The sequence below is a fragment of the Candidatus Bipolaricaulis anaerobius genome, assembly GCF_900465355.1.
In the GTDB taxonomy this organism is placed as follows: domain Bacteria; phylum Bipolaricaulota; class Bipolaricaulia; order Bipolaricaulales; family Bipolaricaulaceae; genus Bipolaricaulis; species Bipolaricaulis anaerobius.
Map to the genome: position 1 here is coordinate 691,473 of NZ_LS483254.1, position 16,255 is coordinate 707,727.

Consider the following 16,255-nt stretch of genomic DNA (forward strand, 5'->3'; position numbering starts at 1 on the left):
GGTCCCTAGCCGCGAACGCAAATTGTAGTGGGAACGGTCGTGGATCACAGGGGGAGGGCGGACGGGCAGATCGTGCGGTACGCGCAGGAGGAGCAAGCAGCGAACGAGGGTTTTGCCGCGAAGGCACCGGACCGGATCCCCGCTGTGGCATCGCGGATCGCGGCCAGGGCGCGGTCGGCCAGGCGGTCGGTCGGCGTCGCCCGGCCCACCACCACCTCCGGCGTGAGGAAGCGGAGCTGCACCTCGTGGGGCCGGTCCCCGAACATCCGCTCATAGCCGAGGGCATAGATCGCCAGTTGGAGCGACTCCCTTGCCCGGTGGTCGGCGGCCTCCTCCCCCACCTCGGACGTCTTGTAATCGATGATCAGGGCCTGGTTGCCAATCCGGTCCACGCGGTCCCAGTACCCGATCACCTTCGCCTCCCCCTCCACGAAAGCGAAGAACTTCTCGACGAACGTCGGCTGCGCGCCGGAGGCCTCCTCGAACCGGTGGAACGCGGCCAGGGCGGCCGCGCCGTGGCGGAGCATCTCCTCCTCGTGGGCGGCGGACAGGAACCCCTCCGAGCGCCAGGCGTGGCGGAACACGGCCTCGAGTTCGGCGAGGGGGAGGGTCCTCCCCTGGACCTTGGCGAGGTGGTAGGCCTGGATCGCTTGGTGGACCGCGTTGCCGAGGATGACGATCGGATGAAGGCGGATCGGGACGCGCAGCACATGGACGTAGCGGTACTTGAGGGGACAGGTGAGCCAGTCGTCCACCTGGCGGAAGGAGAGCTGGAGCGGCCCCGTGCCCTCGGAACCCGGGGCGGGTGGCGGGGGTTCCCCCCCTTGGCGGCGGATCCGGAGCAGGGCCGGCGCCTCGGGGGATCGTTCCCCCTGTTCGCCGAGGGCCTCGAGGACGAACCGCGACACCTTCGCCATCCGCTTTCGGGGCGCCTCGCCCGGCGGACGGTAATCATCGGCGGAGAGGAGGTACAGACGGCGTTTGGCGCGGGTCATCCCCACGTAGAACAGGCGCCGCTGCTCCTCGAGGTGGGCGATGTCCTCCGGGATGTCCTCCCCCCGCAGGCCGCGGGGGAGGACGAACGTGGGCCGCGTGATCCGCCCCGGGAAGAAGTCCTCCACCAGCCCGGTGAGGAACACGGCCACGAACTCCATCCCCTTTGCTTGGTGGAACGTCATCACCTGCACCGCGTCCACCCCCGGCTCCGCCTCCCCGACCATTGGGTTCCACCCCAGCTCCCGCAGCTCGTCCACATAGCGCACGAACCACGGCACGCGGTCGTAGCGGGCCACCTCCTCGAACCGATGCACCACCCGCTCGAAGAACTCGGCGATGTGCTCGACCGCCTGCCCGGCGGCGGGGTCATCGGACTGGGCGAGGGCCTGCAGGTAGCCGGTGCGCTCCATCAGGAACGCGTAGAGGACGCGCCCGGCCGGGTTGCCCCGCGCGAGGTCCTCGCACGCCGCGAGGTCGGCCAACGCCCGTGCGGCCGCCTGCTGGCCCTCCTCGCTCAGGGAGCCAGCGGCGACGGCCGCGGCGAGGACCTGGCGAAGCGGGCGGTGTTCCCGCTGGGAGCGAGAGGTGAGGAGAGCGAGGTCCTCCCCCCCCAGGCGGTAGATCGGGGACCCGAGGAGATGGTAGAGGGACTGGCTATCCCCGGGGTCGGCGAGCGTGCGCAGAAACGACATCATGAGCCGGATGACCTCTTGGTCGAACATCCCGGCCCGGAACCGGCCCGCGAGGGTCCACGGGATCCCCTCCTCGGACAGGGCGCGCAGGTAAGGGTCCGGGCGGTACCGGTTCCTGTACAGGAGCGCTATTTCCCGGTACGGGACGCCGGCCGCGTTCAGCTTGCGCACTTCCCTCGCCACAAACTCCGCTTCCTCTTCCACCGATGGGAACTGGCGGTGCACAGGGGGGTGCCCTGGACCGTGGATCGAGGTGAGCTCCTTGGTGATCGAGTACGGGATCTCCCCGCGGAGGGAGAGAGCCTCCAGGCGGTAGGAATTGGCGCGGATGAGCCTCGTCGCGGCATCCAGGATCCCTTGGGTTGAGCGAAAGTTCTGGGTCAGCACCACGACCTTGGCGAGGGGGAACGCGCGGAGGAAGGCGAGGAGGTTGTCCCAGGGCACCCCGCGGAACCCGTAGATTGCCTGGTCGTCGTCCCCCACCGCAGTTGCGTTCCCGTGCCCGGCGAGGAGCTCGATGAGCCGGAGCTCAGCGCGGCTTGTGTCCTGGAACTCGTCGGCGAGCACGTGGGGGAACCGCTGGTGGTACTCGGCGAGGAGCCCCGGTCGGCCCTCGAGGAGCCGCACTGTGCGCACGATGAGGTCCCCGAAGTCCATCACCCCGTCCCGCTCGAGGAGCTCCTGGTACGCGGCATAGCAGTCGGCGAGCTCGCGGTGGAGGTCGGCCTCGTCGGAGGGGAGTGAGGCCGCTGCCCCGTCGCACCACGCGCGGTAGGCCTCGGGCGACACGGCGTCGTCCTTCGCCCGTCCGATGAACGAGAGGAGCGGTGTGAGGAACCGGAGCGGCTGGCGCAGCGCCCGCGGGCGCAACGTGCGCACCGGCAGCTCCGTGAGGTGGTCGAGGAGAAACACCCGCTGATCCCACTCGTCGAGGACGCGGAAGTCGGGGGGGAGACCCGCGAGCGGTGCGTTCTCGCGCAGGATCCGCTCGCCCACGGCGTGATAGGTCGCGACCCACGCGTCGAGGGCGGCGTAGCGGACCCAGTCGAACGCCCGGTCGAGCATCTCCTCGGCCGCCTGGTGGGAGAAGGTGAACACGAGGAGCTGACTCGGGCGCTCGACGATCCCCTCGGCGATGAGGTGGGCGATGCGGCGGGTGATGACCGTCGTCTTTCCCGTTCCGACCCCGGCCAGGACGAGGAGCGGTCCCCCGCGGTAGGTGACCGCAGCCCGCTGTTCCTCGGTGAGCCCGCTCAGGATGTCCGCCATCCCCACGAGTGTATCCGCCCCGCGACCCCCCTCTGCTCCTACCCGTTGGAACCGACCGCGTCGCGAGGCTACCCTTGCCCCATGAACCCGTTCAACCTGTTCCTTGTGTTGGCCCTCGTCGGGACGATCCTCGCGGCGGGGGTGGTGGTCATCTCGGAATGCCGGGATGCGGAGCTCGTCGCCCTCTCCGCCACCGTCACCGATAAGGCGATCGTGGTCCGGGAGAAGACGGTGACGACGACGGTCCCCTCCGGAGGCTGCTCAACCTGCCCCGGTAGTGGATCAGGAGGTTCCACCACCGTGACGTCGGTCGTTCAGGAGGAGACCTTCTTCGTGACCCTCGACGTGGTCGAGGACGGCGCGGTGAGCCCGCAGCGGGTGGAGGTGTCCGAGGCCCTGTACCGTGAGCTGAAGGTCGGGGATGCCGTGGAGTGGCGGGTGCTGCGCGGCAAGGCGTCCGGCCGCCTGTGCAGCCGGCCGGAGATCCTCATCCCCGAGCCGGTGCCGTAGTACCGAGCGGGGGAGCGCCGACCGCCGTACGGGAAGGGCCCCAGGATGGCCCGGGGCCCGTTCCTCCCTGAACCGTGGCTATTTTGTGACCTCGACCTGATCCACCCGCAGGTCGCAACCGTAGTCGAGGATCACGACCGTGAGCCGCGGCTGGATCACGCGACGGTTGGCGAACGCGTAGGAGATCGTGTACCGACCGTCGTCGGCCTGGCCGTCCCCATCGAAGTCCCCGCGCTGCAGGTCGCGGCTCAGGATCTCCACCCGGAGATCAACAAGAACGTTCGTGTCGATGTCGATCGTGACCGTGTCCGCTGTCCCGTCGTGGTTTGTATCGGTCAGCCACAGTCGGTCATCGCAGACTCCGTCGAGGTCGAGGTCAGAGCCGAACGCGCATGGGAAGCTCGTCGGGTCATTCGGGTGCGTCCCGGCAGCGATCTCGTCATCATCCGCGAATCCGTCCCCGTCCGTGTCCACCGGCGTCTGCACCACCGGACGGGCGATCGGGATGAGCTGGGTGTTGCAGGGGTCCTCGTCCAGCCCGTCGATGAACCCGTCCGAGTCCGAATCGCGGTTCGTCGGGTCGAGCACCGGCACGAACCGGACATAGAAGTCCACGTCGTCTTCATCGATGAGGCCATCCCCATCGTTGTCCACCTCGTCTACAGGGTCTTCATCGATGAAGGTGTCGCCGTCGTTATCGAGGCTCACGAACAGGAGCTCGGTACACACCCAGCGCACTTCCGGCCCATCGTAGATCCAGTCGTTGTCCGTGTCGTGGTCGAGCGGGTCGGTGGGGTTGAACGGGAAGAACGATGGCGGGTTGGCCTGCCCGCGGAGTTCCTCCAGATCCGTGAGCCCGTCGTGGTCGGTGTCAGGGTCGCACGGGTTCGTCTCGAGCGGGCTCCCGTAGGCGGGGCCAGGGATCGGCCCGTGGTGGCCGTAGTCGAAGTCGCTTGGGAGGAAGTCGAAGTGCCCGTCGTGGTTCAGGTCCTCTTCCCCATCGAGGAGGCCGTCTTCGTCGGAGTCGGACGTGAGCGGGTTCATGCACCCGCAGGCAGGCTTCACGTTGTTCGCCTCGGGGTACACGACCGTGATCGGCCGCCCGAAGAGGTCCGTGGCTGGAATGAGGGATTGACGGGACACCGAGAACGAGAGGCGCTCGAACCCGTCGCCAACGGCATCGCCATCGGTGTCCGGGTTGTTGGGATCCGTTTCTCCTGAATCCCACGCGCCATCCCCATCCTCGTCCTCGCCGATCCCAAGCGGGTTCGGATGGCCACCGATCCCGGTACGGCACCGTGGGCTAACCACCACACTGGGATGGCCGCTCGTCATGTACGGGGTCCGCGCCCCGCCGTCGCACAGGCCGTCGGCATCCGTGTCACAGTTGGCGGGGTTGGTGGGGTTCGACCCGAACACCTCCGCTGAGTCGAGGAGGCCGTCGTCGTCGGTATCCGGGTCGAACGGGTCGGTCGGGATCGGCCCTCCGCCGGTCTGCTCGTGCCAGTCGTTGCGCCCGTCGTCGTCGGTGTCCCAATCACCGGGATCGGTCCCGATGGCGACTTCCTCGCCATCGAGGAGGCCGTCCCCGTCCGAGTCGGGATCGCACACATTCCAGATGGAATCATCGTTCTGCTCGCCACCGGCCGGAGTGACGACCGTGCGCACGGTTCCAGGTGCTGCATCGGTCGCGCCGGTGACATCGGCGAAGTCCTCGTAGTGGGTCCAGCTGTAGGTGACTCCGACCGCGACGAACGTGCGTACGACGACCGCACCATCTTGGATCCCGTCGTCATCGGAATCGTCGTCATTCACGAATGGGCACTGCATATCGCGGGTGCCGCCAAGGGCCCCGGCCAGCGTACTAAGACCGCTACCCGAAAACTCCTGGGGGTCGAACAGGTGATCGTCGTCGGTGTTGATGTCCAGCGGATTGCTTTCTTGATCGAACGTCCTCTGCGGCCACGTCCCAGCGATGGCGATCAGCTCATCGGAATCCATCAACGTGTCGTTGTCGGAGTCCTGGTCGAGCGGGTCGGTCCCGGTGATGTTCACCTCTTCGTAGTCTGATAGGCCGTCGTTGTCCGAGTCGTTGTCTAGTGCCGGGATTGTGGCGATCATCGAAGCACCTGCGGCTGGAACGAATGTGTACGGCCCGAGCTGGCTGTTCCTGGTTCCCGGAGGCGACCCCGCTGGTCCCGTCCCCAACGGAAGGACCGTGGAGACCGCCTCGGGTATCACGGTGTTGAATCCTGGGATCGGCCGCGGTCGGCCAAGGATCGGTCCGCCGCCAAGCAAGGCCACCTCCTCACCATCGAGGAGCCCGTCGCCGTCGGTATCAGGATTGCACAGATTGCACTCCCAGTAGTCGACGGATTTCGTCGCCTGAGACCCCCAGTCCCCGATGCTGATTCCCGATCCACCGACGCCCAGCATCCCATCGTGGTTGGCGTCCTCACCCCCATCCTGGAGGCCATCATCGTCGGAGTCGTCATCGTTGACGTACGGGCACACCAGGTCGTCGACTCCGTCCGTGCTCAGGTGCAGAAAGCGATCACTCCCGGTCCCGTTGTACTCGACGCTGTCGATCAGTCCGTCGTCGTCCGTGTCGGGATCGAGCGGATCAGACACTTGCGAGAACGTGCGTTGCGGCCACGTTCCTCCCGTGACCAGCAGCTCGTTCAGGTCGGAGAGCGTGTCGTTGTCTGTGTCCCAGTCCAGGGGATCGGTGTGGGTGACGTTCACCTCTTCGCCGTCGGAGAGCCCGTCGTCGTCCGAATCCATGTCGAGCGCGGGCACGGTATGCGCAATCGTCGCGCTGTCCTGAGACGTCACGGCCACCGAGCCTGCGCCGAGCTGCCACTCCTCCTGACCGTCGTCGAGCCCGTCGCCGTCGGTGTCTGGGTTGCAGAGATTTGTCTCCCCAGTTCCGATCGTTTGGGTGGTTCCGATCGTCCCGAGGTCGAACTGCCCGTCCTTGTCCAAGTCCTCGTGGCCGTCTTGGAGGCCGTCGTCGTCCGAGTCGTCATCGCCGACGTACGAGCACACGTTGTCCGGCACGCCCCCTGAGGTCCTCAGCATTCCGAGCCCCGAACCGGGGTACTCGACCTGGTCGGGCAGCCCGTCGTCATCGCTGTCGGGATCGAGCGGGTCCGAGACCTGAATGAACGAGCGATTCGGCCACGATGAGCCCACCACGGCAATCAGCTCGTTCGCGTCGCTGAGCGTATCATTATCGCTGTCCTGGTCGAGCGGATTCGTGTGGGTGATGCTCACTTCCTCACAGTCGGAAAGTCCGTCGTTGTCCGAGTCGTCGTCGAGCGCAGGGATCGTGGCCGTCAAGGCCGATCCGTCCTGCCCGAACACGGTCGAGACTCCGCGCGGCGCAACTGGCTTGAATCCACTGCTGGTGACCGGAAGACCGCCGAGGAGGGCGACCTCCTCTCCGTCCGTCAGCCCGTCGCCGTCCGTGTCGGGATCGCAGAAGTCTGTCTCACCGGTCAGGGAGGATTGCGTCAACGAGTCGCCGATGTCGCCCGTCACGCAGGTCCCGTTGCCGTCCCAGCTCTCGAACCCGTCCTGCAGTCCGTCGTCGTCCGAGTCGTCGTCGTTGACGAACGGGCACCCGGCTGCGATCTCGACGTCGTCCCGCAAGCCGTCGCCGTCCGTCTCCTCCATCAGTGGGTCCGCGTGGTCTCGGATGTCCGCGAACCCCCAGGTTTCGGCCTCTCCGACCGCGGCGAGGCCTTGTCCGCCGTCGATCACCGTGTCGCAGTCGGTGTCGGCCACGCAGAAGTTCGTGTGGGTCAGGCTCTGCTCGTCGCCGTCGGGGATCCCGTCGTCGTCGCTGTCCGAATCATTTGGGTCGGGGCGCCGGGACCCTCCGTAGTACCCGCTCGCTTCTTCGAGCTCGTCCCAGTCGCCCATCCCGTCGCCGTCGGTGTCCCACTTGTCGTAGTCCGTGTCGGTGACATTCTCCTCGAGGACATCGGGGAGTCCGTCGTCGTCAAGGTCGGTGTCCATCGACATGATGGCGATGTCGAGGAGGATGCCCGCGCCCGCGACGACGGCCTTGGCGATGTCGCTGTAGGGAATCGTAACGCCCGTCTGGACGACGACCCCGCCCGTGATGACCCCGTCCGGAATGACGTCAAGGACGAGAGCTGTTGTGTCAAGGCCGAGCTTCACCGCCTGCAGCGCGACCTCACTCGCGTTCAGGTCGAAGATCATCTGAGCGACGTTCTTGCCGCCGGAGCCGCAACCGTCGTCGCACTCGGAGCCGTCCGAACCGTCGCCCAGATCGTCGGGGAACTGGTCGTACCGCTCGATGTTCACGGAGCCCGTCGATCCGAGGTGGGTCCTGTCAGTCGGCCCGAACTGCACCGTCACGTTGACGAGCGGCGACGTGGTGTTGAAGTTGCCCGTGCAGGTGAGCGTAGCGCCGGAAAGGCCTGTGCACGGGTACTCGTTCGGCTGGAGCAGATGGATGTTCCCCTGGAGGATCGTGTCGGTCCCCGCATTGCCCGAGTCCTCTTGCACGGTAGCTGTATACGTCACGCCGGCTGGTGTGCCGGAACCGGTGACCGTGGTGATCGTTGGGCGCCGCTGGATGGCCTGGCCAAACCCGCCCCCGCTCGCAGCGTGGATCCCGTCATTCGGCGTGTAGTGGGCGTAGATTGTGTCGATGCCGGCATGGCCGTCAAGTCCGAGACACGTGTAGGTGAACGTTCCTGAGGGTGCGGCCCCAGAATTAGGAACCTGAGTCGCGTCACTGCCCAGGTACGATGAGTAGCTCAACGTCCCGAACGGGGCCGTCGCGGTGCCGGGGATCCCGTCAGCCTCCTCCACCGTGACCGTGTAGCTGCATTCCTGATTGACGAGGATGGTATTCGTACAGCCGTTGACGGTCACCTCGGTCGGGCGGAGGAGGACGGTCAATAGTTGGGTGGTGGACTTGCCGATGTGCACCGCCGACCCGTTATAGGTCGCGGTGATCGTGGTCGTGCCGGCATCGAACGCGCCGGGAGTGTAGATCACACTCAGATTGCCACTTCCATCCAGCGGCCAAGTGGTACCGGGGGTCCCGCTTACGGTGAAGGCTCCGTTCTTGCCACCATCATCGAAGGTCACGTCACCGGAAGGAGTGATTGGCGTTCCGGCGGCGGTGTCGTCTTCGACGTGAACCTGACAGGCGACATTCTGGAGAATGTACGCGGTCGTGGGGTCGAGTACGAGCTGGATATCGGCGGCCCGCTTGATGATCGCCTGGGCGAAGCTGCCGCTGCTTCCGCTGTGCGTGCTATCGCCGGCGTAGGTGGCGGTGAACGTGTGGGGCGTGGTCTCCCCGCTAGTCGGGGTGTAGGTGAACGTGAACTCGCCGGCATCCGCGGCGACGAGCGCGTGCGACCACGAAGTGGGTGTTCCCTGGTCGGTAGGGCTGACGCTGACCGATACGGTTCCCGTGGGCATCGAAGACGCACCGGGAGAGGTGTCCACAACGCGCACCGTGACCGTCACTGTGTCACCCACGACGAGCGCCGTGTCGGATCCCATGACGAGGGTGGTCGTCTCCCGCTTGCTCGCGGTGTGCTCGGCCGTGGCCGTGCTGCCCGCGAAGCGGCCGTCGCCCGGATATGTGGCGGTGATCGTGTGGGTGCCGAACGGGATCTGTGTGGTCACCAGAACTGCCTCGCTCTTATTGGTCCCTGAGCTCACAAGTTCCGCGCTTCCCAGAGGCGTGGTGCCGATGCTGAAGCTCACCGTGCCTGTCGGGCTGCCGCCACCGGTCTCAGCCGTGGCCGTCGCCGTTAGGGTAACCGCCCCCCCGACCACCGAGGGGTCCGGCTCGTCGGTCAGAGCCAACGTGGTCGCGACCGTGGTCACCTGGTGGGTCGTTGATCCGCTCGACCCCGCGTAGTTCGCGTCCCCCTCGTACACGGCGGTCAGCGTCCGCGTCCCCGCAGCCCCTGACGAGCTGAGGAAGCAGCTCCACGCGCCCTCCACCAGGTTCGCTGCACAGGTCTCCCCGGTGTCGTCGCGCACGGTCACCGTTCCCGTGGGGACGCCAGATCCAGGCGATGTCACGGTCACCTCTCCGCTTACCGTGTATGAGTCCCCGACCCACGATGACCCGCTGGGGATGAATGTGACTGTCGTGCTTGCCTTGTCCACGGTCTGGGTCAGCGGGTTCAGCACATTGTCGCTTGGGTTGAAGTTCGTGTCGCCGCTGTAGTGGGCAGTGACAGCCACTGGGCTTTCAATGTGCGCGAACGAGCGGGAGCACGTAGCGGTCCCCCCGCTCAGGGGACAGTCGGCTGCAATCAGGTTTCCGCTGGCGTAGAAGTCGACCGTCCCCGTGGGGGTCCCCGAACCAGGGGACACTGCCGAGACGGTCGCGGTGAACGTCACCGATTGCCCGGTGACAGACGGGTTTGTGGAGGATCCAACCGAGACGGTTGTGCTGGCCTTATCGACTTTCTGGTCAAGCGGAGATGAAGTGCTTGGGTTGTAGTCGGTCGTTCCGGAGTACTCGGCTGTGATCGAATGACTTCCAACAGAGAGGGAATTTGTGGAAAAGTTCGCTTTGCCTGTGCCTGTATCGACTGTGACGCTGCCCAGGACGGAAGTTTCATTTTTGAAAATCACCGTGCCGCCATCAGGTACGGGGTTTACAGTGGCGGTGAACGTCACAGGCTGACCGTGCACCGATGGATTGACGTCTGAAGTCAAGGTGGTCGTGGTATTGGTCGCCCCGAATCCGATGAGGCCGAGCGCAAAGACCAGGCCCAGGACCGGGATTAGCACCCGGCGGGATCGGTGACCGGCATGGCCCCGCGCATCTCGATTTCCGCATGAAAACCAGTTCATCTCTTCCTCCCTCTTGCGCATCGCTCTAGAACACATAGCCGATCGTCACTCCGAACTGGGCCAGTCCGCCGCGGCCGAACACCACCGTGAACCCCACCTGAACAGGGCTGAGGTTGAGGCCAAACCGAAGGTTCAGCGCCGAGAACGCCAAGCCCTCATTGGACTGCCACGAGTAGCTGAGCCCGTAGTTGGACGTGAACAGCCCCTGGTTGAGCGCCAGGGTGAATGACGCCCCCGTCACCCCCTTGTCAAGGGTGGCGGTGGCGGTGGCCGAGCACGAGCCGCTCGTCCAACCGGCGTTGAACTGGTGGCGGTAGCCCATGTTGAGGCTCGCGGAGGACAACCCGCCCGAGGCGTCGAACTGGAGGTTCAGCGTTCCCACCGAGGTCGGGATGCTCACCGAGAACCCGCCCCACGTGAGGCCACCGGTGATCCCCAGCGTGAACGAAGTGCCGATCGAGATGTCCTCGAACAGGGTGAGGGAGACGCTTCCAGTGAGCGAGATGAACGGATCGTCCTTGGGTTGGATCCTGAATGTGATCCCCATGCGTGGGTGGCCGATCGGCCCCACGCACCACGGGCAAGGGAACGGGATATCCGTGAACGATACGGTGAGGTACATCGCGTCGGGGTTGGCCTTCCCGCTTGTCGAGTGTTTCTTCACGGTGAACGAGCCCGCCTCGGCGCCGAGGCACATCTGTACCGTGATCTTCATCCCTGCTCCGGCATCGGCGCTGAGGGTGATCAGGCTCCCGAGGGCGAAGCTCTGGTCGGAGGCCCGGTAATGGTCGGGAGCCCCGGGCGGGTTGTATTCTGCGCCGGGGTTGGGGAAGTTGAGGTCCTGGAACACCGCGATCCACTGGACCCCCATCCCGGAGAAGTTCCCCGACGCCTCCATCCGCGCTTGGGCGAAGAGCAGATCCCCCGGGGGGATGACGGCCACGTTGGGCAGGTTGTTGGCATCCACCACTGATTCGTAGGGCACGGCGAAGCACAGCTCCGAGCTGAGCGCGATCCCCGCCCACTTGCCCGCGAGGCCAAGGGCGAGATGCTCGGGCCCGGGGATCCCGAACACCGTGCCGATGGTCACAGCAAGGGAGTCAAACGAGCACTTGAGGTTGATCCCCACTTCGAGATCCCACGCGAACACCGTTCGCTCGCACGGCGTGTCGAGCTTGATCTCGTCTACGATGCTGCACGGTAACGGGAACCCCATCAGGCTGACCGTCGTGGATCCACTCATCAGGCCAAACCCGGGTGACGACGCGAGCGCCCAGCTACCCCACCCGGCCCATGCACAGCACAAGGCCAAAACCCAACGCCGCTTCCTGCCCACCCGCCCCTCCTCGCCCTCCCCGCCCTGCGAACGTATCGTGGATCACTTTCACAAAAACGTGCGATTGTTGCGTGATCGGATGCGGTTGTCAAGTTGGGTTTTGGGCCACTATTTTCCGGTAGAAGGTGTGCTCTTCCCTTATGGTCTGACCATTTCCCTGATCCTCGATCCTTCCCTTCCCACTGGGATGGGGGTACACTCGCCCCGCACCCGATTGGGCTTCCGCCATTGGCCGCTCTCCCCGCGCTCCGCGCGAGGGGCGGAGCGAAATGAGGCGGGTCCAGGGACGGGAAAGGAAGGATCCAGTGGACAAGCGAACGATCGCCGAACCGTACAAGATCAAGGTCGTCGAGCCGCTGCGGGCGACCACTCGGGACTACCGCGCGGAGAAGATCCGCGAGGCGGGGTACAACACGTTCCTCCTTCGAAGCGAGGACGTGTACATTGACCTCCTCACCGACTCCGGCACGTCGGCGATGAGCGACAACCAATGGGCGGGGATGATGCTCGGCGACGAGGCCTACGCGGGCTCCCGCAACTTCTACCACCTCGAGGCCGCGGTTCAGGAGATCTACGGGTTCCGCTACGTCGTCCCCACCCATCAGGGCCGGGCGGCGGAGCACATCACCTCCCAGCTCCGCATCAAACCGGGCCAGTATGTCCCGATGAACATGTACTTCACCACGACCCGCGAGCACGTCGAGCTCGCGCATGGGATCTTCTACGACTGCATCATTGACGAGGCCCACGACCCGGCGAACCCGCATCCCTTCAAGGGGAACGTGGACCTCGCCAAGCTGGACCGCCTGGTCCAGGAGAAGGGTCGGGACGCGATCGCCTACCTCTCCCTCGCCCCGTGCGTGAATATGGCCGGGGGGCAGCCGTTCTCGATGGGCAATCTGCGCCAGGTGGCGGCATGGGCCCGCCGGCACGGGATCCCGATCATCTTCGATGCCACCCGGGCCGTGGAGAATGCCTATTTCATCCAGCAGCGGGAGCCAGGCTACGCGGGGAAGCCCGTTCGCGAGATCCTGCGCGAGATGATGAGCTACGGCGAAGGGTGCACGATGTCCTCGAAGAAGGATAACCTCGTCAACATCGGGGGGTTCATCGCCACGAACAATGAGGAGTTCTTCGTCCAGGCGAAGGAGATGGTGGTGGTGTACGAGGGCCTCCACACCTACGGCGGGCTTGCGGGGAGGGACATGGAGGCGATCGCCCGCGGGATCTACGAAATGGTGGATGATGCCTACATCGCGAGCCGCGTGCGCCAGGTGGAGTACCTGGGGAGCCGCCTCCGCGAGGCGGGGATCCCGATCGTCGAGCCGGTGGGGGGGCATGCCGTGTTCGTGGACGCGAAACGGTTCCTATCCCATCTCCCCCAGGAGGAGTTCCCTGCCCAAGCCCTCGCTGCCGCCCTGTACGTGGACAGCGGCGTGCGGGGGATGGAGCGGGGGATCGTGAGCGCAGGGCGCGATCCGGTGACGGGGGAGCACCGCCGGCCGAAGCTGGAGCTCGTTCGACTGACGATCCCCCGCCGTGTGTACACGAACCTCCACATGGACGTCGTCGCCGAGAGCTGCATTGCGCTCTATGGGGAACGGAGAGCGATCCGTGGCCTGAAGATGGTCTACGAGCCGAAGAAGCTCCGCTTCTTCCAGGCTCGGTTCGAGCCGATCGTCCCCTAGCCCGCGGGGGATCCAACCGTCGGCCGGCTGACGGCTCCGCGCACAAACACCGCGCCCGAACGCCTAGAGCCCGTACACCTCGCTGTACTTGGTGCGCACGTAGCGCAGGAAGGGCTCGGCGGAGAGCCCGCTCCCGGTGACCCGCCGCACGAGCTCATCGGGCAGGTACACCCGACCATGGCGATGGACGTTCTCCCTCAGCCATTCCCGGATCGGGGCGAGTTCGCCCGCCTGCACCTTGCCCCAGAACCGCGGGATCTCCCGCTCCGCCGTCTCCGTGATCTGGGCCCCGTACAGGTTCCCCAGGGTGTAGGATGGGAAGTACCCGAACATCCCCCCCGACCAGTGCACGTCCTGTAGGACGCCGTGGGCATCGTCGGGTGGGGTCACCCCGAGGTAGTCGACCATCGCCTGATTCCACCGCGCGGGGAGCTCGTCCACCGTTAGCCGGCCCTCGATGAGGTCCACCTCGAGCTCAAACCTGAGGCAGATGTGGAGGTTGTACGTGACCTCATCGGCCTCGACGCGGATGAGGGACGGTTGGGCGCGGTTCACGTGTCGCCAGATGGCGTCGGGCTTCGTCCGGGCCAGGGCCGGGAAGTGGCGGATGAGGTGGGGATGGCTGTAGCGCCAGAAGGCGCGGCTGCGCCCAATCTGGTTCTCCCAGAACCGCGACTGGGACTCGTGGATCCCGAAGGAGGCCCCCCCGGCGAGCCCGGTCCAGGCGAGCTGGGGATCCACGCCCTGGCCGTACAGGGCGTGCCCGCCCTCGTGGAGGGCCCCGAACAGCCCCGGGAACGGATCGTCCTCCTGGTAGCGGTTCGTGACTCGCACGTCGCCCGTGCCGACTTCGATCGTGAACGGGTGGACAGTGTCGTCGAGCCGTCCGCCTGCGAAGTCGTACCCGATCCACCCCAACGCCTCGCGGCACAGTTGGCGTTGGGCGTCGAGGGGGAACATCCCGGCGGGGAGCTCGTGGGGAGGCGTGCCGCGGGAGAGCTCCTTCAGGAACGCGACCAGCTCCCGGCGTAGGCTCCCCAACAGGACCCGGAGGGCCGCGGTCGTCATCCCGGGCTCGTACTCGTCCACGAGGGCGTCATAGGGGCTCTCCTTGTACCCGACCAGCTCCGCTATCTCTCGCACCAGGCTCACGACCTCGGCGAGGTGGGGGCGGAACAGGGCGAAATCGGACGTGGCCTTGGCCTTCTCCCATACGGTTTCGGCGCGGCTCGTGGCCTCGACGAACTGCTGGTAGAGGTCGGGCGGCACAGCGCGGTTCCGGGTGTAATCGCGCTTCCAGACGCGGAGAAGGGCCTGATCCACCTCTGTGGGCGCCCCATCGCGCTCGGCGGCGGCGAGGAGTTCGCCCATCCGATCGGACACCACCCGCTCGAACGCCAGCCGCTCCAGTCGGCCCAGGACCTTGGATCGCGCTTCGGCGCCTTTCTCCGGCATGTGGGTCCGCTGGTCCCAGGCGCACAACGCGATGGCCGAGTACAGCTCGCTGATCTCCCGCACGTAGTCCTTCAGTTCCTGCAGGGCGCCCATGTCACATCCTCTCCGTGCGACCGGTGAACGTGAACTGCGCGATCCGCGCTTTGGGCACGAGGACCGCCCCCACCCCTTCGCCATGGGTGATGAGCTGCAGGGTGCGGCCCACCGCCTCCACGTTCGCCAGGGCGCGCAGGCCGGACTCGGTGACGCGCATGTCCTCCACTGCCCCCTTGATCTTCCCCTCCTCGATGAGGAACACCCCGTCGCGGGTCATCATCGTGATCACGCCCCGCATCGGGTCCACGGTGCGTGCGTAGTGGAACCGCGTGACGAGGAGGCCTCGCCCCACCCCGGAGAGGAGCGCGTCATCCGTCGCCTCCCCAGGCTCCATCACGAGGTGCATCGGCATTGGGGACCACCCCGCTGCCGACGGGGGGAGCGCATGCCCGGTGGACACGGTGTTCATGAGGGCCGCGGTGCGCGAATCGTGGACCACCCCCTCCGCAACCCCGGCCCGGAAGAAGTACACCCGCGTCTTGGGGACTCCCTCGAAATCGAACGGCATCACCGTCGTCTGGGGGTGGAGGCCGTCGTCATACACGGTCACGCGCTCGGAGACGAGCTTCTGGCCAAGCTTCCCCACGAAGAAGCTCCGCTTCTCGAGGAGCGCCCGGGCAGAGAACCCCATCGAGGAGAGCATCCCCAGCAGGGTGGCCATTGCCGGCTCCTCGAGGACGACCGTGTACGCCCCGGGCTCGAGCGGCTTCCGCACCTCGGCAAGCTGTGCCTTCGCGAGCGCCCGGTCGGCGGCCTCCTCGGGCACGAAGTCGGCGAGCTTGGTGCCGGAGAACTCGGCGTACCCGGACCCGCCGCTCTTCCCCATGACCACGGTCACGAACCGTACGGAGGAGGCGCGGTGGTGGGCATCCACACCGCGCGTCGTGCGCACCCATAGCTCGCTGCCCCCGGTGGAAAGCGACCCCGAGGCGTTGAAGCCAATGGCCGCCGCCCCTTTCACTGCCCGCGCCACAAGCTCAGCCCGCTCGTCGGGATGGGCGTTCCACGTCGCCTCGTCCCAAACGCTCACGGTTGGGATCGGACGCGGGGCAGGAGGGGAGAAGCCGGCAGGGCGGGTTTGGGCCCGGGCCATCGCCGCTGCCTCCCTGGCCGCCCGTGCCAGACCCTGGGCGGTGAGGTCGTTCGTCGTCACCACGCCCGTCTTCCCCTCCACCCACGCCCGAATGTGAACGGCCGTGTCCACCGCCGCCACGTTCTGGTGGATCTGACAATCCGTGAACCGCGTCAGCTCCTCCCGGCTGCGGATGGCGACCAACTCCAGGTCGTCGGCGATCCGTTCCTTGAGCACACCCTCTAGCAATGCATCTACGTTCATCGTTCCCCCT

Annotated in this window: 7 protein-coding genes and 1 pseudogene; 2 read left to right on the forward strand and 6 right to left on the reverse strand. The window is 66.3% G+C overall.

Going from position 1 to position 16,255, the window contains the following annotated elements; translation table 11 throughout:
• Positions 1–44: 44 nt before the first annotated feature.
• The gene (locus BARAN1_RS03505) at positions 45–2,957 is read right to left on the reverse strand and encodes an ATP-dependent helicase (protein ID WP_122030921.1); all 2,913 of its coding nucleotides are present in this window, start codon (positions 2,955–2,957) and stop codon (positions 45–47) included.
• A gap of 81 nt (positions 2,958–3,038) precedes the next feature.
• Between BARAN1_RS03505 and BARAN1_RS03510 the strand changes: the two genes are divergently transcribed.
• Complete coding sequence (locus BARAN1_RS03510; RefSeq protein WP_122030922.1) at positions 3,039–3,467, forward strand: hypothetical protein; 429 nt, start codon at positions 3,039–3,041, stop codon at positions 3,465–3,467.
• A 78-nt stretch (positions 3,468–3,545) separates the two neighbouring features.
• Here BARAN1_RS03510 and BARAN1_RS03515 read toward each other — a convergent pair whose 3' ends face one another.
• The 3 genes and pseudogenes from BARAN1_RS03515 to BARAN1_RS03520 form a co-directional block, all read right to left on the reverse strand.
• On the reverse strand, positions 3,546–9,875 hold the full coding sequence (locus tag BARAN1_RS03515; protein WP_231944225.1) for an Ig-like domain repeat protein: 6,330 nt from the start codon (positions 9,873–9,875) through the stop codon (positions 3,546–3,548).
• Positions 9,876–9,998: 123 nt separating this feature from the next.
• Positions 9,999–10,370 (reverse strand): annotated as a pseudogene (locus BARAN1_RS06855) (Ig-like domain-containing protein); the annotation flags it as partial.
• Positions 10,360–11,550 (reverse strand): hypothetical protein, encoded by a 1,191-nt coding sequence (locus BARAN1_RS03520; protein ID WP_122030924.1) that lies wholly within the window; start codon positions 11,548–11,550, stop codon positions 10,360–10,362. The gene BARAN1_RS03520 and the pseudogene BARAN1_RS06855, both read right to left, overlap by 11 nt.
• Before the next feature lie 389 nt (positions 11,551–11,939).
• On the opposite strand from BARAN1_RS03520, the gene BARAN1_RS03525 reads away from it, so the two are divergent.
• On the forward strand, positions 11,940–13,358 hold the full coding sequence (locus BARAN1_RS03525; protein WP_122030925.1) for a tyrosine phenol-lyase: 1,419 nt from the start codon (positions 11,940–11,942) through the stop codon (positions 13,356–13,358).
• 63 nt (positions 13,359–13,421) lie between these two features.
• Here BARAN1_RS03525 and BARAN1_RS03530 read toward each other — a convergent pair whose 3' ends face one another.
• Together BARAN1_RS03530 and BARAN1_RS03535 are read right to left on the reverse strand one after the other, a co-directional pair.
• Positions 13,422–14,906, reverse strand: coding sequence for a carboxypeptidase M32 (locus BARAN1_RS03530; protein ID WP_157959437.1), 1,485 nt, complete (start codon positions 14,904–14,906; stop codon positions 13,422–13,424).
• Position 14,907: 1 nt separating this feature from the next.
• A complete protein-coding gene (locus tag BARAN1_RS03535) occupies positions 14,908–16,245 on the reverse strand; it encodes a TldD/PmbA family protein (protein ID WP_122030927.1) in 1,338 nt (445 codons plus the stop codon).
• Positions 16,246–16,255: the final 10 nt, after the last annotated feature.

What these genes read in the sequence shown, in the direction of transcription:
- BARAN1_RS03505 (WP_122030921.1), bottom strand. Translation starts at nt 2,957, where the DNA reads ATGGCGGACATCCTGAGCGGGCTCACCGAGGAACAGCGGGCTGCGGTC.
- BARAN1_RS03510 (WP_122030922.1), top strand. Translation starts at nt 3,039, where the DNA reads ATGAACCCGTTCAACCTGTTCCTTGTGTTGGCCCTCGTCGGGACGATC.
- BARAN1_RS03520 (WP_122030924.1), bottom strand. Translation starts at nt 11,550, where the DNA reads ATGGGGTTCCCGTTACCGTGCAGCATCGTAGACGAGATCAAGCTCGAC.
- BARAN1_RS03525 (WP_122030925.1), top strand. Translation starts at nt 11,940, where the DNA reads ATGAGGCGGGTCCAGGGACGGGAAAGGAAGGATCCAGTGGACAAGCGA.
- BARAN1_RS03530 (WP_157959437.1), bottom strand. Translation starts at nt 14,906, where the DNA reads ATGGGCGCCCTGCAGGAACTGAAGGACTACGTGCGGGAGATCAGCGAG.
- BARAN1_RS03535 (WP_122030927.1), bottom strand. Translation starts at nt 16,245, where the DNA reads ATGAACGTAGATGCATTGCTAGAGGGTGTGCTCAAGGAACGGATCGCC.